The following is a 22,101-nucleotide window of genomic DNA, read 5'->3' as shown; positions in this document are numbered from 1 at the left end:
GCGAGAAACCTTGTGTAACTCAGCAACTCTGGAAAATAGGCTTTAAGTTGACGGCAAACATAGTGAAGATAGTAGTTTTTGAAATCTCTGTAATGTGACTGGTGAAAATGGATGATAATAGTCATCACCTCTGACGGAGATAAGCGGCATGCTCTTCGACGTTTAATTTCACCATTTTCGAGCAATATACGCTGCCAGCTTGGGAAAAATAACTTTGAAAAATCATCGACATCACAGTACGTTTCAACTAACTTGTTCATGCTCGTTCCTTTTTGTTCTAATCACTCTTGGTCGAATGATCGGATCATGGAACGAGCATTTAGTTCCTTTAAATTAGTAATTTCTTATCCGAAGCTCAGGTTAATTTACCTAAAAAAACTTCTTTACTCACGATGTAAGCCATCTTTATCTGAGAGTCACTTATTCTTGTCATTTTCTTTCCCTATTTATTATTTATGTTGTTGATGCAAGATCATCATCTATCCCTAATGAAACACATTATTTTGCAACTTACTTATCCTCTGGCCTTTCTGCAATTAATATATCAAGGTTTCCTTTGAGGGCTGGAATTTCAATTGCGTTTTGTAAAATTCGCTGCAAAAATCTTTTTTGTTCATTGATTGTTTTATTTTTTAACTCTATTTCAGCCTGAAGATTTTCTAATTGCTTCACCAATGTCACATCACTCTGAGTGATTCTTTTTTCTACTTGATGTGTTTTTCCACTGTACAGTTCTTTTTTATTGCTATAGGCGTTATAAATTCCTTTATAAGTAGTTAATGTCTGCCGTGATATTTTCATACCTAATTCAATTTTTATCTTCTGAGTTAACATGCTCCATGTGAGTTTACCTTCCCAAAGGAATAGCATTTTTTCTATTTTAAATTGTTCATCTTCAGTTATTTTAGGTTTTGCTGACATGTAAGCTTCTACTCATAATGGTTATTTGAATTAATCATGCCAAAAGAGGAAAGTAATAGTTTCATTTCTTCAGGTACGTGATTCTTTTTAGCTGGCGTACAATCTAATTGCTTTAAAAGAACCTCATCAGAAGGTATTGATAATAATATTTCTTCGGTTTCTTTTGTTTTAATATCAGTAATAAATAACTTTTTTTTGTCTACTGCTATACTGACTAAATTTCCAGCTTTATTTGAAAGCAGGACTTGGATCAATTGTCCTAATAGTGCAACTCCTTGTGAGTGATTTAGCCACCATAGTTTTTTGGCTGAAGAAATATGAATGTTATGCGAGTTTGAATATGTTTTTAATCGAACTGATTGAAATTTATAATCGTTTTCAAGCATTTCGATTGCTTTTTCGTCGCCGCATACATAGCACGCACTCTCACAACCAAAACAACCGCTTAGGAAGTTATTAATATAATTGCAAGGCGTTACAGACAGTTCCTGTACACAAACACCAGTGTCTGAAAGGCTTGCAGGTGTAGAGCTAAAACGTTTTAGATCATTTTTAGTTGTTACTCGTATGCTTTTTGATGAGTGGTCTAACTCTAATGTAGACTTTATGCGGTCAGCTTTTTCTTCATCTGAAGTATGAATATATTCTAGCGTTTGCTTGACGCTTACTCTTCCTGACCAAGCTGAAATTATTGACAAAGGAATATTACCTTTCTCAGCATGAGTGTTAACAAAATGGCGAAGTGAATGGGGTTTTAGCTTCTGAAACCCAAAACCATATTTATAAAAAATGTTATTGTCTAAGTAAAATTCAGGACCATTCATCGAGCTTATTAAGTCATTCTTTAAAATCTTTATTGAAGTTATAAATAAAGGGCTAGAGGATAATCCTTTCTTGTTTTTTATTGAGTGTTTACCTGGTGAGTAACAGAATAAAAGGTTTTCTAAATCAGCACCTATTTCAGAATCTAAGAAATCAATTGGAAATGTAGGAATTGCATTTTTCTGGATATTTATAATTGCATCTTGAAGTAAGCCAACAGTGCTAATTTGAGGTTGATTTAGATCACTTATTAGTTTGTCACCAATATTTTGGATTTGTAAAATTTGATGGACCCCTGAATTACATTGTGAACTATTGAATTTTATTTTTCCTAACCCAGTTAAGTTCAAAATTAAATCATCTTTCGATACTTTAGATATATGCACTCGTTTATGTGCATCACTTTTGCTGTATGACTTTTTACTTATGGGATCTAAGTATTTACGATATTTTATCCTTTTTTGGCTGGGCACAAAAACTAAGTAATCCTTACTTTTTAAGATTGATACCTCATACTTTATAGGATAAAAACCAAGAGCGTAAGCAACAGTGAATAAGTTAGGGGGGACACTAAAATCTAAGTAGCTCATTCGTTCTGGAGCTACTTGAAAGTCAGACAAAATTTGCTTCCAAGATTGCTTCGTATCTTTTAAATAGCGAATGTAATATCTCTCAGGCTTAAAGTGAATATGGAAAAAATTAATTGCTTTCCCTACATAGGGCGCTAATACTGCGAGTATATGAGTGGAGTTATCTTGATAACCTTTGCTTCCTACCCAATCTAGGTAGCTAATAGTTTGTCCATTTTTTGGTGTAATAGTTTTTAATTTTTGGTTCATTAATAATGGGAATTCGATAGCTAACCTACTGGGAGTTGCTAAACCGAGCAATATGCCTGTTATTACGATCGCATTTTTCATATCTATATCATTGTTTAAAAGTACACCGTCTTCGTCAATAGATTGAAAAATTGTCTGAAAAATATTCCCGCAAGCAATAATTATAGACTCCGGTGTCATTTTCAAATTCTTTGAATTTTTAATGATAGATAGGTCTGCATCTCTAGCTCTATCTTTATGGCTTGGCCTAACACTGCCAGATAGTAAATTATGTGACTTACAAAAATCCCAAAATATGTTGGATAAGTTAATACTATTCCAGTAGGGGAGGGGGAGTTCATTTAACGAACTATATTTTTGGGCTTCAGTTAAGATCTTTGAAGCAACGGTTACTCTATGTTGTCTAGAGTTGTTTACTATATTTTCTAGTTGCATTTCAATTGTGTATATTTTTAACAGAATTGAATATTGTTCATCAAATAAATAAGGTGTGTAAGTTTCTAAGTTTCTAAAAAAAGAATCGTAATTAGGCCGTTTTTTTCCTGATGTTGTTTTAATTAGTAAGTATCGGTGACGGACTTTAGTATTGGGATCTGTTATATACCAAACAGGCTGTTCCCATGATGGTTCCAACCCATCAATCCCTGATATTGTTTTCGGTATATCTGAAGAGTATTTGGCTGTGAATTCTCGTAGGCTTTGTTCGTATTTATTAATCATATTAAGTCCTTTTACCTTTTTCTATTTTGAGAAGGTTTGCCATTTCTTCATTACATACCGCTATGGTGATCCTTATATACTTTATTGCTTTATCAAGTCTCTCTGTAGAGCCAACTGTTGTATTTGAACTTCCGAATTGCGATATGTATTTTCGCTTCGCTATTGCTTGCTCAAGAATTGAATTATGATCAGCTTCTAATATAGGGATGAAATTCGAACATCCATAACATGGGATTGGTCTGACCATTCTTATCTTATGGTCACATGATGTACATGTTGGTTTTTCTTTCTCTACTCCAACTATTTCGGCAATCTCGTTTTCGATTACTTCATCACTATCAAATATTAGGCTCTGTGGTTTAAATGCATTCCTTAACAGTTCGTTTGCATTGTAATTATTATCAATATATTGCCTTTCTTCCAAACCGAGTTGAAGATAATGCCTTGCCGCAGGAAGTGTTACATTTGTAATTTTTGAAATATCTTCAATGGATTCACCACGAATAGCTGCATTACAAAGCCATGTATGTCTTAGTCTATTATTTGTAGCTATCACATCAGCTTTTCTGTCACTTAAGCACTTTCCATGTGTTTTTGCATAAGCAGTTATACTACCTTCTGAAAGGTGAAATAATTTAGAGTTTCCTTTACGTAAAGTATTTAGTATTTTTTTATCAAAATTTGTAATGAAGAGGTCTTGGGATGGAAAAAGTGGCAAATTAGCCATTAACGTTGTTATTTCATTTTCAGAGATATAATTTCCACTTCTTTCTAATGCTAATTTAAATCCAGTTCTATATATATCACAATACTTTAGCAATAGTTGGGAGAAGGATTCTGTTAATTTAATCGTAAACATTTCAGGAATGTTTCTGAAGCTAGCAGTATCACCTTGTTTTATTTTATAACAACGCACATGAAGTTCTTTTAATCCAGTATGAAGAGGTTCTATCTCTATATGTTTATCTTGAAAAGAGATAAAAACAGGTAATACATCACTCCATCTTAAGAATGAAATTTGCTTAGGCCTCCTAGCTAACTGTACCATTGTTCTATAACAAATTATTGATTTATAACTTTCAAATTTTAGTTTATTGCCTGAGTTACTGGAATAAAAGCTAAAGTCTTTTGGAGGGGTTTTCGGTATTGCATTACATTTAACTCTTAGCTCCTGCAGCATTGAATCGTATTCATAGTCAGTTAGGCGGCCTTTGGTTGGATCTAACCCTTGAAATTTAGATTTAAAATTGAACTTCTTTGTTATTTCTTGAAATTCTCTAAAAATCATATTATTCAATTTATAAGCCGTAGAAATGAAACCTTTTAAGGTTTTTTTTGTAGAGTCTGGTAGTTCATGCCAATTAAGCGTAAACTCAGTAACTTTGATTTTATCACTAGGAAAAGCAGCCCTTATAGCGAAAGTAACTGTACAGACTGTTAGTGCAGATTTTGATTCTACATAGTGAATTAAAGTGTCAATTAAAGAGTCTCGAAATACCAAGTTTTCTTCGAAATTTAACAGCCAAGAAATATTGATTTTTGCATTGTTGCCACCATCATCAATGACCCACTCGGGTTCAAAGGTTTTAACTTTTAGACCAGCTTGAGACGTAAAATATTGTGGTAAACAAATTGTGTTTGAAATAGTTTCATTATTCTTTTGATTTGAAGCCATCTATTTCTCCTTGATGCTCCTGCATGATTCGCATAGCTGTTAGTTGTTCATACTTCAAATTATAAATTCTGCCAGTATTAGAGCCTGGAACCCAGCCCATAGCAGCTCTTCTAGAATCTTCGACCCATTCTTTATTGAGGCCTTTTTTAGCAGCATATTCAGTGTATCTTTCATTCCATTTATGCCGCAATAAGTGCGGGTGAATTTTTGAGTTCAGTAAGCGGGACACTTTTTTAAGGGAATAGTTTACAGAGTTTCTCGATAGTGGCAAACCAGCCGAATTTTTCGAATTTTTTTCAGAAATAAATAAAAAATCATGACTGGCTGCTTTTGGATATAAATTTCTAATACTATTTATATAGAAGTAAATTTCATGCATTAAACTAGTATTAATAGAGACTAAGTGAGAGATTTCTCGTTTATTGTTTGGTCTATCAAGTCGAGGATCTGATGAGTCGTCAGGGGTCGAATATATCTTTATTTTGTCAAAACTGTCAAAGAATTGGCAATCAGATATCTTAATTTTGCAAACTTCACTTCTTCGGATACCTGTTTGATCAAGTATAGATAATATGAGGTAATTTCTGAATTTTGATTTTTTAAATGGATTTCTTGGATTATGTGGTTGTATCACTTCTTTAAATTGCTTGTAAGTATCATTCTCTATAACGCTTTCTTGTAGCATCATGCTTTTGTATGATTTTGATTCCTTGGTGTATTTTTCTTTTATTTGTATCCGAGCTTGAATTCTACTGAAAGAAGATAATAACTCTTGTGACGGAATACTATGTCCATGGAAATAGTCAAAGATATAGCTCAAATACTTTCTAAAGGTTCTGACTCTTCCTGTGCACGTTTCAATAGCTACTAGAGCACTAGAATGATTGGATACAGAAATTGAATTCCTTATTTTTTTACTGTAAATATCGGGGGTGTTTATGGAATAAATTTGATCTTTTTGATCCAAAGCGCTTTTATTCATTCTCATTGAAGCGTAAAAATTACTAATCTCTGCTTCTGTTAATAGTTCTCCTGTTGAAATCCTCTCCTCTAAGTTAATTGCTTTTGATTTGAAATAATTCAAAATAATTTTTAATTCATTGGCTATTCGAAATTTTGTAGCGATAGATGAATGAAAAAAAATTGTATACAAAAAAGCATTTGCTAAAGGTTCTACAGGGATGTGATTCTCATCTATGAAGGCAATAAAGCGTTTATCCCCAAGACGGTATTTACTGACATTCATACTTTACAAATTTTTTTTGAATAATAAGGTGTTCTTATAAAATAGCAGACTTTACATATTTTTGTGGAAAATAAAATTAATAATAGATATCAAAAGGGGGAAGTAGGTGAAAGATGCTTTACAATATAGTTATTGAATATAATTTACCGCCGGATAAACAGACCATGATGCGATCGCCTTCTTCAATCATATTGAAGTCCATCACTGCTTGACCAGTTTGGCGACGTAAGCGCTTTTGTAACTTATTAAAGTTAAATTGAGCTTTGGCTTGAACAGAATGCGACATTACGGCCCCTTGAGATACTATGCGTAAAAATAAGGGGCGTATTATATGCTGAAAGTGGCAATGCTCAAAACTTATTTATTGGCTAATTTATTTTGCCAATGGAGAAACATAACCATCGGGTTTTAGTGCTAATACATCGCAGTCTAAACTATCGATCACGTGCTCTGCGGTATTACCCACTAATGCTGCACTTAAGCCGGTACGGCCAACGGTGCCGATAACAACCAACTCACTTTTCAGACGCTTAGCAACATCAGGGATCACATCCTCTGGGAGGCCTTCTTCGATCACACAGTTTTGTTGACTAATTTGATGTTTCGCGGCTAATTCGTGGGTTGACTCGATATGGTGTTTTTTCACCGATTCGTTGTACACACTCGGATTAAACTCTGGAATTTCAATAGCAATATTTACCGGTGTTGCAGGGTAGGCGTTGACAAGGCTTAAGCTAGCGTTAGCAAGTTCAGATAAAAATTGCGCGTCTTTAATAATGCGGTGGTTTAAATCAAGATGTTGTTGGTTTTCACTGACGGCATTTACGGCCGCTAAAATATTCCCTTGCGCAGGCCATGCTTGATCTTTGACTAGCAATACGGGAGCCGGACATTTACGAATTAAATGCCAATCAGTTGGCGTAAAAATGACTGATTTCAGGGTATCGTGCTGATGGGTACCCTTAACGACTAAATCAAACTGTTTGCTGATGACGGTATCGATGATCGCCTCATAAGCGCGATTATGCCAAACTACTTGGCTTTGAATTTTGACTTCTGGATACAGTGCCAAAATATCATCGAGCCATAATTGACGGTCTTTGACGACGGCGTTGCGCATTGCTTCGCGTTCATCACCAGAGAGCATGGTGGTCATTTCATAAGAAAAATCATAAATGCTCATAAATGCGGTGATACTAGCACCTGATTTTTTAGCAAGTTCAATAGAGCGGGATAAACCATGCTGATGATCAGCGGTTGGGTCAATAATAGCGAGGATCTGTTTGATAGTGTTCATAAGCTGCTCCTTTAACTACATTCTGTTCTACTTACAGTGTAACGTATTTAATCAGTAGTTAAAGTAACAGCAAAGCATATGTTGCGCTAGATCAAGTTATTTAGGGTGAATTGCTGCTGCGGCAGATAAACCGTCACTGTCTAAAATAGTAATAAATTTACCTTCAACTTTTATTAAATCCGCTTTTTGAAAGCGACTTAATAAACGACTAATCGTTTCAACTGTTAAGCCAAGGTAATTACCAATTTCACCACGGGTCATGGTAAAGCGAAACTCTTTACGGGAAAAACCACGTTCACCGAATCGATTCGATAAATTATAAATAAAGCTGGCTAAGCGCTCTTCAGCCGATTTTTTATTCAGTGATAGTAACATTTCTTGATCATAGTTAATCTCACTGCTCATTAAACGCATAATTTGTTGGCGTAACTTAGGTAATTTGCCAGACAATTCATCTAATGTATCAAAGGGAATTTCACACACCATTGATGTTTCAAGTGCTTGAGAAAAACTTTGATGCGCCATTTTATTTATCGCATCAAAACCGATTAAATCACCTGCAAGATGAAAACCAGTGATTTGCTCGTCACCTTGTTCAGAGAGGGTATAGGATTTAAATGAGCCAGAACGCACTGCAAAAATAGCCTCTAGCGGGGCACCTGACTCAAACAAGAAATCACCTTTATGCAGTGGCTTTTTACGCTCGATGATTTCATCAAGCTTATCCATTTCTTGGCCATTAAGGGTAAAGGGCAGACATAATTGGCTAATACTGCAGTCGTTGCAGCTGATAGTGCAATTGTTTTTGGCTTTGTTGTGAGAAAAATCCATTAGTTCAGTCCATAAAATGTTGTCACATTAATCTGTTAAGATTAATGCAGCAGCTTGTCAGTTGCAATGATAAGTAAATAAACTCCGTACCAAATAAGGACGCTGCCCATGACTATTCGTGCCCATGGGTGGTTTAATACTTTATGTAATATTTGTGCGCCCATACCAATACTTAACATGGCCGGGAATGTGCCAAGAGCAAAAAATAGCATGACTAAAGCGCCATCTGTGGCCGTTTTACTGGTCATCGCCCAAGTTAACGCAGAATACACTAAACCACATGGTAACCAACCCCACAGAGCGCCGTAAGCGATTGCTTTAGGTACTGAGTTGATTGGCATTATAAAGCGGTTTAGTTTTACTAAGTGCTGCCACACTAGGGTTTTTCCTAGCGATTCAAGCCATTGTAAGCTTGCGCCTAACCGCATGATATACAAGCCAACTAAGATCATAAATAGGCCACTTAGCAATGCTAAAGTTAACGCGACCCAATGACTTTGTGTGGCAAAATGGCTGCTGATCCCAGCAACCAGCGCACCTGCTAACATATAGCTGCCAGCACGGCCGACGTTATACGCAATAGAGTACTGCAACGGGCGGGTTTTATCTGTGGCTAGTTGTAAGGAGCTGGCAATACCGCCACACATCGCAATACAATGACCACTGCCAATTAACCCCATAATAAACGCGCTGGCGAATAACGGATCAATCATTGCTTTTTTTGTGCTGCTCTTTATCGTCTTCAAACAAAATACTGTGACCTTGTTTGTTCAAATCTGAAAACTGCTCACCGCGAACGGCCCAAAAGAACACCCCAATTGCAATCAGTACGAATAAAATAGCAATAGGAACAAGGATATAAATGATACTCATAACTTTAATAACCTCAGTGAGTTACTGATCACAATTATGGAACTTGCGGACATCCCAATTACAGCCATCCAAGGCGCGACAAGACCTAATGCCGCAAGCGGTAAGATTGAGCCATTATAGAGTAATGACAGCGCTAAATTTTGCTTTATTATTCGGCGTGTTTTTTTCGATACCGTTAATAAATGATCGATAGCGACTAAATCACTATTGAGTAATACCACATCGGCGGTGTTTTTGGAAATATCAGCGCCAGTTTCCATTGCGATAGATAAATGCGCACTGTTAAAAACAGGGCTGTCGTTAACACCATCACCCACCATGGCAACAATCTCTCCTTGGCTAGACCAATTCTGTACTTCAGTTTGTTTATCTTCTGGCAAACAGCCTAGTTTATAACTATCAAGCTTGAGCTTTTTAGCAATTTGTTGGCCTGCATTTGAGGCATCCCCCGTTAGCATATGGCAGCTTAAGCCTTGCTGTTGTAAGGCGGTGATTAACTGTGCTGCATTGTTTTTTACTTCATCCACAAAATAAAAGTTAGCAACCGGTTGTTGATCAATATAAAAAGTGGCTTGGGCATTACTTTTTTTACTGTTGAACCAACCACTTTTGCCTACTGCATAATGGTGGCTGTCATCTTCACCGGTAATGCCAAGGCCTGGATGGATCTTAATATTGATTAAATGACGTTGGCCTGAAGTAAATTCAGTAAAGGCTGTGGCAATAGGATGCTCAGAGTAACTTTCAAGTTCTGCGGCTAAAGCTAAAATATGCTTTTTAGAAAGTGGGCCTGATAATAAATCTACTGCATCGAGTGTAAAACGCCCTTGCGTTAAGGTGCCTGTTTTATCAAAAGCAACGCGGGTGAGTTGTGGCAATGTCTCAAGCACATGAGATTGCTTTATGAGTATGCCTTTGCGAGTTAAGGTTGCCACCGCACAGGTTAAGGCGGTTGGAATCGCTAAGCTCAGTGCACAAGGGCAGGTTGCTACAAGCACCGCAATGGTGATCCAAAATGCGTGTTCTGGGTCGACCTGATACCAGCCGATAGCAGTGATAGAAGCAAAGATCAGTAAACAAGCTACAAACCACTGCGCAACTTTGTCGGTAATTTCCACCAACTTTGGACGAGTGGCAAGTGCGCTGTGCTGAAGTTTTATTATCTGATTTAAAAGGGTATTTTGACCTATTTTGTTGATACGAATTTCAATCACGCCATCATGATTCACTGTTCCTGCAAAAACGTGATGTTCAATGTACTTATTTACTGGTAAATGTTCGCCAGTCATCATTGACTCGTCAACCGTGGTACTGCCTGCGCAAATAATGCCATCTGCAGGGATCGTTTCACCGGCTTTAATTAATACCCGATCATCAAGTTGCAGCTTTTTAGCCGCAATAATATGTTCTTGGCCATCGTCATTCAATTTACGTGCTGTAAGGGGTAACAATTTTTGCAAGTTAGCGGTAAATTCACTAGCTTTAAGGCGGGCGCGAAATTCTAAATATTTACCTAATAAGAGTAAAAAAGTAAACATACAAATAGATTCAAAATAGACTTCACCCACGGCCATCACTGTTGCATAGCTACTGGCGCCATACGCACCAAAAATAGCCAATGAAACGGGTAAATCCATATTCAGTTGCTTTGCTTTTAAGCCATTAATTGCATTGGTTAAAAAGGGCATCGCACTGTAGAGAATAACCGGTGAGGCGAGTATTAGGCTGATCCAGCGAAAATACTGCTCAAAGTTATCTTCCATGCCAGAGAACATACCAAAATACATAGCAAATGCGAACATCATCACTTGCATGGTCATTAAGCCCGCTACGCCAAGCCTGCGTATGTAAGCTTTGGCAACCAGTTGCTTTTGGTTTGCTTCGAGATCGGCTTGGAAAGGATACGCCTTGTAACCAATTTCAAGTAATGACTTGATTATTTCGCTCAGCGGCAAGGCATTTTTATGCCATTGGATCATGGCACGGTTAGTTGAGGTATTTACATCCACCCGTTTCACAGCTGGCATATTCAGTAGTTGTCTTTCAATGAGCCATGCACATGCGGCGCACGTGATACCCTCGACGGTTAATAATACTTCACTGACATCACCATTTGTGGCGATAAACTCGTCTTGAATATCTTCATTATCGTAACTTTTGATGAGCTCAAGCTGCGCAGGGACAAGCTGCTCAACTTTACCAGCCGTCACAGTTCTAAATTTATAATAATCGGTCATGCCTTGGGCGACAATTGTCTCAGCAACAGTTTGACAGCCAATGCAACACATCGGCTCTGCGCTACCTTCTATCACAACTGTAGCGCTAAAACCCGATGGTACTCTTTCAAGGCAATGAAAGCAGTTATTAGACATGATAAAGGGACTACTTATATTCAGGGCTTATGGCAATACTTTGCTCATTTGGCAAAGTGATGTTTTCTTTAAGCTTCCAACTACCGTCGGTTGGTTCAATAAATACAGTATAAGTACCATTAATATATGGTTCGATAATAGCGGTAAACTCACCGTTTGCATTTGGTGTTAAATGGGCACTAAAATCATGATCCTGAATTGTGCGGTGATAAAATGACAGCTTTAATGAGTGAATATTACTGGTATCCCCTTTATTGAATTTAAAACTCACTTTATCGCTTTCAATATGTAATTCACCATGAAGATATAACGCTTTAGCTTTATCGAATTTACTTAGCTCTAAGTTAATCGCTTTGCCTTTTTTGTAATAATCATCAACAACCATATCAGGGCCATTACCGATCGCTGTAATAAATAGGGAAATACAACCAATGATGGCAACTAGTGGAAAAAAGATTAAGAACCAAGGCCAGAAATTTTTATACCAAGGAGTAGGGCTCATAAATACACTTAATTTGTTTACGATAAGGGCATTTTATAGGATTTAAATTGAAAAGACTAAAAAAAAGCCTCCAGATGGAGGCTTTTTTGATCTTAATTAATCTATTGAATTAAAAGACTAATATTTAAACATTTCATTAACGTTTTGATTATTTATCTTGCGATAAACTATATACATAAGCGGTTAATAGGTGGATTTTTTCTTCACCTAAAATGTCTTTCCATGCAGGCATTACACCAGCACGACCATTAATGATAGTTTCTTCAACAGCACGTTGTGAACCACCATATAGCCAGATGTTATCGGTTAAGTTAGGTGCACCAAACGGTAAGTTATGTGCAACTGAACCTTTACCATCGGCACCATGACACGCTGCACACATAGCAAATTTAGCTGCGCCAGCTGCGGCATCTTTTTGGTTTACGGTACGACCAGACAAGCTAAGTACATGAGCCGTCATTTCTTTAACGCCTTGCTCACCTAGTGCCGCGCCCCAAGGTGGCATTGCTGCAATACGACCGTGTAATAACGTTTCTTTTATCTTGTCAGGTGTGCCGCCATATAACCAATCTTTATCAGTTAGATTCGGGAAGCCTTGACCACCACGTGCATCTGAACCATGACACTGAGAGCAGTTTTGGGCGAATAAACGTTGACCAATTTCAAGCGCTTTTTCATCAGTAGCAAGCGTTTCGATATCTTGCTGTGCAAAAGCGGCAAAAATAGGACCAAATCGTTCTTCAGCTGATTCATACTCTTTATCAAGCTTTACAAACTGACCATTCGCTTTAGCATCTTCAACAGCTTGTTTAGATTCAGCTAATGAAGTTACACCTTGGTTAGAACTGGTCCACTTACCTAAACCTTCCCAGTTACCCAAACCTGGGTATGCTGCTAAGTAATAAACTGACCATACGAATGTTGCAAAGAACATGTAAGTCCACCACTTAGGCAGTGGGTTATTAAGCTCTTCAATGCCGTCAAATTCATGCCCACAGCTTTCACCTTCTTTAACGCCTGCGTAGTTTGTTAAATTCCACACAAGTAAGCCAAAAATGATAAATAAGCAGGCAAGGGTTAATACAATAACCCAAATACTCCAAAAGCTAGTCATTTCTCAGACCCCTTTTCCTCGTTAGAGATTGTATCGTTGTGTTTTTTCTCATCTTCAAAGATGACATTTGCGGCGTCTTTAAAACGTGTTTTACTACGTTTGCTGTACGCCCACACAACAATGACAATAAATAGTACTAAAATTACCAGAGTTAAAATACCTCTGTATGTTCCGTAATCCATAATTAATTACTTCAAGTGTGTGCCAAGTTGTTGCAAATAAGCGATAAGGGCTTGCATTTCTGTAGCACCTTTACCCTCATTCATTGCATCAACTTTAGCAACGTCAGCGATTAGTTCCTCATCGCTACCATATCCTAAACCTGGGTGGGCTGGGTTTTCTGGATTGATAGCGAATGTATCACGGAAAATTTTAAGTTTTTTCAGAGTCAGGCTGGTATCAACGCGATTCTCTGCTAACCAAGGAAAGCCTGGCATGTTTGACTCAGGAACCACAGCGCGTGGATCAACTAAGTGAGCATAATGCCAGTCGTCTGAGTAACGCTTACCTACACGGGCAAGATCAGGGCCAGTACGTTTTGAACCCCATTGGAAAGGGTGATCCCATACTGATTCGCCGGCTACAGAGTAGTGACCATAACGTTCCACTTCGTCACGGAACGGGCGGATCATTTGTGAGTGACAGTTATAACAACCTTCACGTACATAGATATCGCGACCTTCCATTTCAAGGGCGTTTAGCGGGCGTAAACCGTCCACAGGCTTTGTTGTATCGTCTTGGAACATCAGTGGAGTGATTTCCACTAATGCGCCAAAGCTGATAGCAAAAACAGTCAAAATAGCCATAAGGCCGATATTCTTTTCAACTATTTCATGTTTGTTTTGTGAATTTTTATTGCTCATCATCTCACTCCGTTATGCTAACTGGGCTTGCGCGTCTAATTTCAACGAATCATTTTTCGCAGAAATTGTACGGTAAACGTTATAAGCCATAACCAGCATACCCGCGACGATGAATACACCACCTAGGAAGCGCATTACATAGAAAGGATGTGATGCTTGTAGGGACTGCACAAAGCTGTACATTAATGTACCGTCAGCATTTACTGCACGCCACATTAGGCCTTGCATAACACCTGAGATCCACATTGCTACAATGTAAAGTACAACACCTACTGTATGTAACCAGAAATGTGTATTAACTAGTTTCACACTGTACATACGACCTTGTGAGAACAGAGCAGGGATAAGGTGATAAATAGCACCAATTGAAATCATCGCAACCCAACCTAGCGCACCAGAGTGAACGTGACCTACAGTCCAATCCGTATAGTGAGACAATGCGTTTACAGATTTGATTGCCATCATAGGTCCTTCAAAGGTAGACATACCATAGAAAGATAATGAAACAACTAAGAAACGCAGCACTGGATCAGTACGTAGTTTATGCCATGCACCAGATAACGTCATGATACCGTTGATCATGCCACCCCAAGATGGAACGAACAGGATAATAGACATAACCATGCCTAAACTTTGTGTCCAATCTGGAAGTGCCGTGTAGTGTAAGTGGTGAGGACCAGCCCAAATATAAAGCGAGATAAGTGCCCAAAAGTGAACAACTGATAAACGGTAAGAGTAAACAGGGCGACCCGCTTGTTTTGGTACAAAGTAATACATCATACCTAAGAAACCAGCAGTTAATAAGAAACCAACAGCATTATGACCATACCACCACTGAACCATTGCATCTACAGCACCGGCATAGATTGAATATGATTTAGTCAGTGATACAGGTACTGCCATGCTGTTAACAATATGAAGTACTGCAACAGTAATGATAAAGCCAGCATAGAACCAGTTAGCAACATAGATATGAGACACTTTACGTTTAGCAATAGTGCCCATAAATACAACTGCATAGGTAACCCAGACAATAGCGATTAGAATATCGATTGGCCACTCAAGCTCAGCATATTCTTTTGAACTTGTTATACCTAGAGGTAGAGTGATAACTGCAAGTACGATAACTAACTGCCAGCCCCAAAATGTAAAGGCGGCTAATTTGTCGGAAAGAAGGCGCGTTTGACAAGTACGTTGTACAACATAATAAGATGTTGCAAAAAGTGCACTGGTACCAAATGCGAAAATAACTGCGTTCGTGTGTAACGGACGAAGTCGAGAGTATGTTAACCATGGTGTATCAAAGTTAAGTGCTGGCCAAGCTAATTGGGCAGCAATCAGAACCCCAATACTCATGCCAACGATGCCCCAAATCACTGTCATAATAGCGAATTGGCGTACAACCTTATAGTTGTACTCAGTTTGTGATGCTACTGTTTGGCTCATTTTCTGGCTTCCGCTGCAATATATGCGTTTAGAAATGAATTACCCACTTTGTTAAAGTGGGGCCTACTATTTTTTCACAAGTATGTTATCAAAAACCCTCAATGCCTTGACTGCTTCAGAAAACAAACTCGAGAAACCCTTATTTTTGCGGGGAAATGATAAATTTTTTGACCTAAAAAAGATAGGTCAATTGCATAAAATTATGACATCAATCAATTTTTCTCATAGAGTTGACTATTTTTTGACACGATTTTTGTACTTTTGCGTAATAATTCTGCTCAGCGGTTGTATTTTAACGGGGTGCTGATTAGTATCCGACTTTATTTTGTCCAAGGAATGTTATGCCTATTAAATTTTTAATTGTGTTTTTAAGCGCATTAAAGCTGTTAATAGCATGTGATTCACAAACGATAAGTATAGAAGAGCAAAGCCAAGCTGCAAGTTGTCAACCAAATCAGCTATGCCAATATAACAACCAAGTCAAAATTTGGTTAGGTGAGCAAAAAATAACGCCAGAAACGCCTTTTGAAATTTATTTGTCACTGCCTAATGGGTTTTCAGTGCAAAGCGCTAAGCTTGAAGGGGTTACCATGTATATGGGTTTTATCCCCGTTTTCTTTGAACCTCGTGATGGTGTGTTAGTTGCCCACACTATGGTCGGGATTTGCTCAGAGCGAAACATGACTTGGAAATTAGCCCTCGAGCTTAAAAATCAGCAAGGACAAAGTGAGCAAGTTCTTTATTACTTTGATGTAACTTATTAATAGTTACTTTAAAATTTGTATTGATCATCGCTTTATACTTCTCACATCTGCTCACAATTAACTACACCTTGCAAATAGTAGCCACTTTTACTAACCCTTTTGTGGTCGCTAATTCAAGTTGAACACTAATACGCAATAACTATGCGCCTTCAAGTCCATCCTCTTATCATTTCTATCTAATTTCTTTCGTTGTGCATAAAGCAACCTGATTTGTATATTAAGCTGCAATGAAAAGCACTAAATGTATGTATACATCTATAAATAAGAGGGTAATTAGCTTAAATACGCAATTTTATTGCATAAGTATGGTTAGCATTTATTACTCAGTTTTGCAGTTATACTAAAATGATGTGATTAACTTGTGAAATTTTCTGATTTGGGTATTTATTTGCACCAGTTACATATAATTACAAACTTGGTCGGTTTGATTTCATACGTGTTTTTAATGTTCTATAATTAATTTAATATATTGATTTTTAATGGTATTAAGTCGTTAACAATGAAACATTCATTAACCTTTGTACCTATTGTGGGTTTTGCAATTATCGGAAGGTCAATTATTGGCCTTTCATTCAGTTTTCGTTCAGTTAAACCCGCCTAAGTTGCCCTCCGTTGACTCGTGATTCTAATAATAACGAGCACTACCTGAGCAAGGTATTTTTCCAACAAGTAGGGTTTCACATGAAAAAATCTATTCTTAGTTTAGCTGTTGTTTCAGCTATTCCTATGTTCTCATCATTACAAGTTGCAGCTGCGGAAGATGGCGCACAATCAATTGAAAAAATTCAAGTAACGGGTTCTCGCATTAAGCGTTCAGATATGGAAAACGCAAGCCCAGTTACACTAATTGGCGCAGACGATATTAAAGCGATGGGTGCAACTAGCATCGATAGCGTATTACAAAAGATGACCGCAACAGGCGGCGCAATGACCAACCCTGGCGTAAATAATGGTTCAGGCGGTAATGCACGTATTGATTTACGCGGTTTGGGTTCTAGTCGTACGCTAGTACTTGTGAATGGTCGTCGTATGATTGCTTCAGGAACTGGTGCTGCATCAACTGTTGACCTTAACACTATTCCTGTTTCAATGATCAAATCAGTAGAAGTACTAAAAGATGGTGCATCTGCTGTATATGGTACTGATGCGGTAGCGGGTGTTGTGAATATCATCTTAAAAGATGACTTCGAAGGCCTTGACATGAACGTCAACTCGGCAATAACTGGCGAAGGCGATGCAACTGAAAATTCATTTGATTTTACAGTTGGCTCTTCATTCGATAAAGGTAATATTGTTATCGGTATGCAGTACACTGACCGTGGTAAAGCAAAGCAATCAGATCGTGATTTCTCAAGCTGTCCTATTGCAGAAGGTGCTAACGGTCTAAACTGTAACGGTGGTTCTCCATACAGCCCAGGTGGCCATATTTGGCAAGGTGGCGTAATTGGTGATGTAAATGAAGATGGTTCAACAGTTGATGCTGATGGTAACCCTGTTACTTCAAGTCTTGCCCCAACCGATGATGGTTTAAGCGGCCTTGGTGGACTTCATCCGTATACAGATTCAGACCTTTATAACTTTGCGCCAGATAGCTACTTATACACGCCAATGGAGCGTTTGAACTTAACTGGCCTTGCAAGTTATGAAATTTCAAACGATACACGTGTATTTACGGAATTTACCTATACAAAACGTTGGTCTGAACAGCAAATGGCAGCACAGCCAGTATGGTTTGATTTCAAGTACAATGAAAATATGGGTAATTCATTACTTGGTCAAACTTATCTAGGTAAAGTGGATCGTGATGGCGATGGTCTTGCTGATCGTGATGCAGACGGTAAATATATTACTGACACATTAAACTACGCATATGGTGATGATATCTCTTATGGGCGTCGTATGTCAGACACTGGCCCTCGTTATTTCGAACAGTCCGTAGACACTGTTCGTGCGGTAATTGGTGCAGAAGGTTTTGTAGGTGATTACTCATGGGATGTGTCAGCTAACTTCGGTCGTAACGATTCTGTTGATAAAACAGCCAACCTTCACAATATGGGTGCTATTCAAGAACAAATTACTGAAGGTACATTTAACCCGCTTGATCAATCTGCATGGACATCTGAAGATTTCCGTAAAAATGTTTACACCGAAGTAAATAATGGTGGTAGCCAGTTATTCATCGTTTCAGCATCTGTATCAGGTGAAATGTTTGAATTACCAGCAGGTTATGCTGCTTTTGCTGCGGGCGTTGAGCACCGTCAAGAGAAAGCATGGTATACACCAGATTCACTAACAGCGCAAGGCCTTGCCAATGACCCTATGGTTGAACCAACAGCTGGCGGCTTTGACGTAAATGAAGCGTATGTTGAATTTGCAATCCCATTACTTGCTGATGCACCATTTGCTCAAAACGTAGAGCTAAGCGCTGCAATACGTGCGTTTGATTACAGCACATTTGGTTCTGATGAAACTTGGAAGCTAGGTTTAACATGGAAAGCAAATGACGAACTAATGTTCCGTAGTGTAGTATCTACAGCATTCCGCGCACCAACCGTTTCTGAGCTTTATTCAGGTAATTCACCTTCTTTTGAACGTGTAACTTTCCCTGGTGCACAAGATCAAGCTGAAGTAACAGTAGGTGGTAACTCATTACTTACTCCTGAAGAAGCTGATACTTTCACAGCTGGTATCGTATACGAGCCAGAGTGGTTTGACGGCTTCAGCATGACAGTTGATTATTACAAGATTGAGATTGATAATGCGATTGCATCAGTTAACGAGCAATATATTGTTGATCAATGTTTAGCAACAACTGCAAATGCTGATTCTGTATTATGTCAGTCAGCTAATATCGGCATGGATAGCACCGGTCGAATTAGTTTCAACAACCAGCTGCAAAATGTTGGTGCTGAGGAAACGTCTGGCGTAGATTTAAACTTAGCATATAGCTTTGAAGCTGCAGGCCTTAACTGGAAAGCTGGTTTAGACACCACTTACCTAGACGAGTATGTTGTAACTGTTCTTGATGATACTGTTGATTACGCTGGTTTGATAACTTCAAACATTGGTGGCTATGCAGATCTTAAGTCTAATTTTACACTAAATGCAGCAGGCGATAACTGGGATGCACAGTATCAAGCTCGTTATATCTCTGGTATGGATAGTTACTCATGTATCGGTAAAGACACGTGTTATGCGCCGTCTACACCAACTGTTATCTACCATGACATCAGTGGTTCATACATGATCAATGAAACTGTTGCGCTATCTGCAGGTGTAAATAATTTATTTGATAAAACACCTCCTTATTACACTGGTAATAATGATTCAAACACTGACCCGTACACATACGATGTACTAGGTCGTCGTTTCTTCGCTGGTGTGAATGTTAAATTCTAATTAGTAAGTAACCTTGATTCTTTCTAAGGCCTAGTTTTTACTAGGCCTTTTTTATTGAACAATGGCAGGTGTCACAGTAAACTAAAAACATCTAAATTATTAAGGAGAGTTGATTGTTAAAACAGGATGAAAATCTATCCTTTATTATTGAACCAGAACTGAGCCCACGCTCTGAGCAGCGTATTGACCTGTATTTTTCTATCCCGAATGAAATGGGTATTAACCCGCAAACGTTAACCGAAGAAGCATATTTTAATCATCACTTTAAATCGCATTTAGCCTATAACGCCAATAATATTCACTTACCGTTAGTGCGCAGTCGCTTTGTAAGTAAAAACAAAGGCGAACAGCAAGATTACCGACAAAATCTTAACCTCTATTGTTATCAGGTCCGTTTAGCGATTGATACCGATATTAAAGACACGCAAAAAATTGAAGATCATGCTGAATTTTACCAACGCGCTACAGAGTTATGCGAACAAAGTATCAACTTATTAAAAAAACTAAGACGCTATACTCCCGATGATGAAAAGCTGATTTCGTTTTATACTAATGCTGACAACTACTTAAGCTGGCATATCGAACAATCTTTTTTAAAGTTGCTTGATGAAGGGCCGCGCAGTAGTGATTATGCCAAAGAGCGCACTGATCTGATGAACTTTTGCAGATCAGAGCAAGACTATCGTAATGAGCAGCAATATAACTCAGAATCTACGCTGATAGATGCCAACCGGCTCACGAATAAAATGCGTTTATTACAACGTTTGATTGAGCATGGGGTAGTGCTCAATCGTACCACTCGTCATCTTAATAGTTATTTAAAACGCCTAGTTAAAGGAACTGTGACAGCAATTATCATGGCATTTGTGATGGTGGTGGTATTAAATGCGCGTATCACTTTTACAGAAGTGACTGCGACCTTGGTGATTATTTTAGGGGCTATTTATGGCATGCGTGAAATCTTCAAAGAAGATATCACCCGAGTCATTTGGCGCGCGATTGTCAAAGGGCGGCCTAAATGGCGCTTCCAATTTCGTAATAGTGTTACTAAAGACAAGATAGCGACACAATATATATGGCTTGAATATACTCGCTTTAAGCATATTCCAGAAGATGTGCGAAAAATATTTTCAAAGCGACGTCAGCAGAACAAGCAAGCTGCGCAGTGGTTACACTTTGCCAGTGAAATACGGGTCAGTGCTAAAGAGTTTTTACCTGGTTATGATAGCCTACAGCAGAACTTACAGTTTAGTTTAGCTGCATTTACGCGTAACTTAAAAAAGGGTGAAGGTAAACTGTATCATATTGATAATAATAAGATATCCAAGCAAAGTGTGGAGCGCAGATATCAGCTAAATGTGGTGCTATCCTATCAAAATGATGAGGAGATAAAATACCAGCGCTATAAGATCACTTTAAATAGAAGTAAAATAGTTAACATAGAGCTTATTTATAGCGAAATGGAATAGATATAGTGGTCGATTTTCAATACCCATCAGGTATTATCTTCCTCTTTATACAGCTTTAATGGGAGCGCAATGCGCCTACTTATCTCTAGAATGACTGCCACCAGTCAATGCCCACCGCGTAAACCAATGAGTAAAATTCTCTGGTCTTTACTTGGTTCTTTTTTAGGCATTTACTTGGTTGCTATGATTGGTAAAAGTATCCAGTTTGATCCGTTAACTAATTTATTTTTAATTGGCTCATTTGGTGCCACCGCTGTGCTGATTTATGGTGCACCATTAGCCGAATTCTCTCAACCTCGTAACCTTATTGGAGGTCATGTTTTTAGTGCCATAGTGGGGGTTACGGTTGCGAAATTTTTAAGTGCGGACTTAATGCTAGCCTGTGCGATTGCGGTGTCAGTATCGGTAGCAGTAATGCATTTAACGCGTACTTTGCACCCGCCTGGTGGTGCTACAGCATTGATTGCAGTGATAGGTGGCGACAGTATCCAGCAACTTGGTTATTATTATGTAATTAGCCCTGTACTGTTAGGTGCAAGCATAATGTTATTGGTAGGGTTGTTAGTTAATAATTTATCACGCAATCCTAAGCGTCATTATCCGGTTTATTGGTGGTAGTAATGAGTCGCTGAGCACTATGTTCAGAGCCCACTTAGGTAGTCATGTGCTGACTACCTAAGTTGCAATTAGTCTATTTTTTTAAACCGTTTTTACTATATAAAGATACTTTGTCAGACACTAAGGTGATTTCGATGTTTTTACTTTCGTTACCCCATGTGCAATTTGTATGTAAGGTTTTTTCAACACAACTATCAGCACTGCCTAAAATAGCTTCAACTTCGGTTTTGTCCATGCCAATTTCAATTTTTTCGTAATTCTCTAAACTTACTTTTGAACAGGCCGCAAGACTAAGTGCCGCCGCAATGATTAAAAGCTTTTTCATCTGCT

The 22,101-nt window shown here is 38.2% G+C and carries 19 protein-coding genes and 2 pseudogenes; 4 read left to right on the top strand and 17 right to left on the bottom strand.

The features are described 5' to 3' along the window. The 16 genes and pseudogenes from V7783_RS07765 to ccoN form a co-directional block, all read right to left on the bottom strand. Nucleotides 1–260, bottom strand: a pseudogene (locus tag V7783_RS07765) (IS982 family transposase); the annotation flags it as partial. Nucleotides 261–510: 250 nt separating this feature from the next. Further along, a complete protein-coding gene (locus tag V7783_RS07760) occupies nucleotides 511–921 on the bottom strand; it encodes a hypothetical protein (protein ID WP_149982395.1) in 411 nt (136 codons plus the stop codon). Nucleotides 922–929: 8 nt separating this feature from the next. Then, entirely contained in the window at nucleotides 930–3,302 is a 2,373-nt protein-coding gene (locus tag V7783_RS07755; RefSeq protein WP_335678220.1) for a hypothetical protein, read from the bottom strand. A gap of 1 nt (nucleotide 3,303) precedes the next feature. After that, nucleotides 3,304–4,977, bottom strand: coding sequence for a hypothetical protein (locus V7783_RS07750; RefSeq protein WP_335678219.1), 1,674 nt, complete (start codon nucleotides 4,975–4,977; stop codon nucleotides 3,304–3,306). Next, on the bottom strand, nucleotides 4,955–6,223 hold the full coding sequence (locus V7783_RS07745; RefSeq protein ID WP_335678218.1) for a site-specific integrase: 1,269 nt from the start codon (nucleotides 6,221–6,223) through the stop codon (nucleotides 4,955–4,957). The genes V7783_RS07750 and V7783_RS07745 overlap by 23 nt, the downstream gene beginning before the upstream one ends. 142 nt (nucleotides 6,224–6,365) lie before the next feature. Continuing rightward, nucleotides 6,366–6,509, bottom strand: a pseudogene (locus tag V7783_RS07740) (tRNA 2-thiocytidine(32) synthetase TtcA); the annotation flags it as partial. Nucleotides 6,510–6,596: 87 nt separating this feature from the next. After that, nucleotides 6,597–7,520: a universal stress protein UspE gene (gene uspE / locus V7783_RS07735; RefSeq protein WP_335678217.1), complete on the bottom strand. Its 924-nt coding sequence runs from the start codon at nucleotides 7,518–7,520 to the stop codon at nucleotides 6,597–6,599. 96 nt (nucleotides 7,521–7,616) lie between these two features. Further along, entirely contained in the window at nucleotides 7,617–8,351 is a 735-nt protein-coding gene (locus tag V7783_RS07730) for an FNR family transcription factor (protein ID WP_335678216.1), read from the bottom strand. Nucleotides 8,352–8,392: 41 nt separating this feature from the next. Next, on the bottom strand, nucleotides 8,393–9,064 hold the full coding sequence (locus tag V7783_RS07725) for a sulfite exporter TauE/SafE family protein (RefSeq protein WP_335678215.1): 672 nt from the start codon (nucleotides 9,062–9,064) through the stop codon (nucleotides 8,393–8,395). Further along, nucleotides 9,057–9,224: a cbb3-type cytochrome oxidase assembly protein CcoS gene (gene ccoS / locus V7783_RS07720; protein WP_145233504.1), complete on the bottom strand. Its 168-nt coding sequence runs from the start codon at nucleotides 9,222–9,224 to the stop codon at nucleotides 9,057–9,059. The genes V7783_RS07725 and ccoS overlap by 8 nt, the downstream gene beginning before the upstream one ends. Continuing rightward, the gene (locus tag V7783_RS07715) at nucleotides 9,221–11,596 is read right to left on the bottom strand and encodes a heavy metal translocating P-type ATPase (RefSeq protein WP_335678214.1); all 2,376 of its coding nucleotides are present in this window, start codon (nucleotides 11,594–11,596) and stop codon (nucleotides 9,221–9,223) included. The genes ccoS and V7783_RS07715 overlap by 4 nt, the downstream gene beginning before the upstream one ends. 10 nt (nucleotides 11,597–11,606) lie before the next feature. After that, the gene (locus V7783_RS07710; RefSeq protein WP_335678213.1) at nucleotides 11,607–12,098 is read right to left on the bottom strand and encodes a FixH family protein; all 492 of its coding nucleotides are present in this window, start codon (nucleotides 12,096–12,098) and stop codon (nucleotides 11,607–11,609) included. Between the two features lie 148 nt (nucleotides 12,099–12,246). Beyond that, entirely contained in the window at nucleotides 12,247–13,212 is a 966-nt protein-coding gene (gene ccoP, locus V7783_RS07705) for a cytochrome-c oxidase, cbb3-type subunit III (protein ID WP_335678212.1), read from the bottom strand. Further along, complete coding sequence (locus V7783_RS07700; protein ID WP_064667100.1) at nucleotides 13,209–13,394, bottom strand: cbb3-type cytochrome oxidase subunit 3; 186 nt, start codon at nucleotides 13,392–13,394, stop codon at nucleotides 13,209–13,211. Before V7783_RS07700 ends, ccoP begins: the two co-directional genes overlap by 4 nt. Before the next feature lie 6 nt (nucleotides 13,395–13,400). Beyond that, entirely contained in the window at nucleotides 13,401–14,075 is a 675-nt protein-coding gene (ccoO, locus tag V7783_RS07695) for a cytochrome-c oxidase, cbb3-type subunit II (RefSeq protein ID WP_064667099.1), read from the bottom strand. Between the two features lie 12 nt (nucleotides 14,076–14,087). Next, a complete protein-coding gene (gene ccoN, locus V7783_RS07690; RefSeq protein ID WP_064667098.1) occupies nucleotides 14,088–15,521 on the bottom strand; it encodes a cytochrome-c oxidase, cbb3-type subunit I in 1,434 nt (477 codons plus the stop codon). Nucleotides 15,522–15,862: 341 nt separating this feature from the next. Here ccoN and V7783_RS07685 point away from each other — a divergent pair, with 341 nt between their 5' ends. The 4 genes from V7783_RS07685 (at nucleotide 15,863) to V7783_RS07670 (ending at nucleotide 21,771) form a co-directional block, all read left to right on the top strand. After that, entirely contained in the window at nucleotides 15,863–16,285 is a 423-nt protein-coding gene (locus V7783_RS07685; RefSeq protein WP_335678211.1) for a hypothetical protein, read from the top strand. Between the two features lie 681 nt (nucleotides 16,286–16,966). Next, nucleotides 16,967–19,684: a TonB-dependent receptor gene (locus tag V7783_RS07680; RefSeq protein WP_335678210.1), complete on the top strand. Its 2,718-nt coding sequence runs from the start codon at nucleotides 16,967–16,969 to the stop codon at nucleotides 19,682–19,684. 113 nt (nucleotides 19,685–19,797) lie between these two features. Continuing rightward, nucleotides 19,798–21,153, top strand: coding sequence for a hypothetical protein (locus tag V7783_RS07675; RefSeq protein WP_335678209.1), 1,356 nt, complete (start codon nucleotides 19,798–19,800; stop codon nucleotides 21,151–21,153). A 69-nt stretch (nucleotides 21,154–21,222) separates the two neighbouring features. After that, entirely contained in the window at nucleotides 21,223–21,771 is a 549-nt protein-coding gene (locus tag V7783_RS07670) for an HPP family protein (protein ID WP_335678208.1), read from the top strand. 73 nt (nucleotides 21,772–21,844) lie between these two features. Here V7783_RS07670 and V7783_RS07665 read toward each other — a convergent pair whose 3' ends face one another. Next, nucleotides 21,845–22,096, bottom strand: a complete 252-nt coding sequence (locus V7783_RS07665; RefSeq protein WP_335678207.1) for a DUF3862 domain-containing protein — start codon at nucleotides 22,094–22,096, stop codon at nucleotides 21,845–21,847. Nucleotides 22,097–22,101 lie beyond the last annotated feature (5 nt).

Source organism: Pseudoalteromonas sp., from assembly GCF_036960685.1.
Classification (GTDB): Bacteria; Pseudomonadota; Gammaproteobacteria; order Enterobacterales; family Alteromonadaceae; genus Pseudoalteromonas.
The sequence above is the reverse complement of the archived record's forward strand: the minus strand, read 5'-3'. Positions and strand labels throughout refer to the sequence as shown.

Coding starts and splice junctions, on each gene's coding strand:
- V7783_RS07760 (WP_149982395.1), bottom strand. CDS start 921: ATGTCAGCAAAACCTAAAATAACTGAAGATGAACAATTTAAAATAGAA.
- V7783_RS07755 (WP_335678220.1), bottom strand. CDS start 3,302: ATGATTAATAAATACGAACAAAGCCTACGAGAATTCACAGCCAAATAC.
- V7783_RS07750 (WP_335678219.1), bottom strand. CDS start 4,977: ATGGCTTCAAATCAAAAGAATAATGAAACTATTTCAAACACAATTTGT.
- V7783_RS07745 (WP_335678218.1), bottom strand. CDS start 6,223: ATGAATGTCAGTAAATACCGTCTTGGGGATAAACGCTTTATTGCCTTC.
- uspE (WP_335678217.1), bottom strand. CDS start 7,520: ATGAACACTATCAAACAGATCCTCGCTATTATTGACCCAACCGCTGAT.
- V7783_RS07730 (WP_335678216.1), bottom strand. CDS start 8,351: ATGGATTTTTCTCACAACAAAGCCAAAAACAATTGCACTATCAGCTGC.
- V7783_RS07725 (WP_335678215.1), bottom strand. CDS start 9,064: ATGATTGATCCGTTATTCGCCAGCGCGTTTATTATGGGGTTAATTGGC.
- ccoS (WP_145233504.1), bottom strand. CDS start 9,224: ATGAGTATCATTTATATCCTTGTTCCTATTGCTATTTTATTCGTACTG.
- V7783_RS07715 (WP_335678214.1), bottom strand. CDS start 11,596: ATGTCTAATAACTGCTTTCATTGCCTTGAAAGAGTACCATCGGGTTTT.
- V7783_RS07710 (WP_335678213.1), bottom strand. CDS start 12,098: ATGAGCCCTACTCCTTGGTATAAAAATTTCTGGCCTTGGTTCTTAATC.
- ccoP (WP_335678212.1), bottom strand. CDS start 13,212: ATGACTAGCTTTTGGAGTATTTGGGTTATTGTATTAACCCTTGCCTGC.
- V7783_RS07700 (WP_064667100.1), bottom strand. CDS start 13,394: ATGGATTACGGAACATACAGAGGTATTTTAACTCTGGTAATTTTAGTA.
- ccoO (WP_064667099.1), bottom strand. CDS start 14,075: ATGAGCAATAAAAATTCACAAAACAAACATGAAATAGTTGAAAAGAAT.
- ccoN (WP_064667098.1), bottom strand. CDS start 15,521: ATGAGCCAAACAGTAGCATCACAAACTGAGTACAACTATAAGGTTGTA.
- V7783_RS07685 (WP_335678211.1), top strand. CDS start 15,863: ATGCCTATTAAATTTTTAATTGTGTTTTTAAGCGCATTAAAGCTGTTA.
- V7783_RS07680 (WP_335678210.1), top strand. CDS start 16,967: ATGAAAAAATCTATTCTTAGTTTAGCTGTTGTTTCAGCTATTCCTATG.
- V7783_RS07670 (WP_335678208.1), top strand. CDS start 21,223: ATGCGCCTACTTATCTCTAGAATGACTGCCACCAGTCAATGCCCACCG.
- V7783_RS07665 (WP_335678207.1), bottom strand. CDS start 22,096: ATGAAAAAGCTTTTAATCATTGCGGCGGCACTTAGTCTTGCGGCCTGT.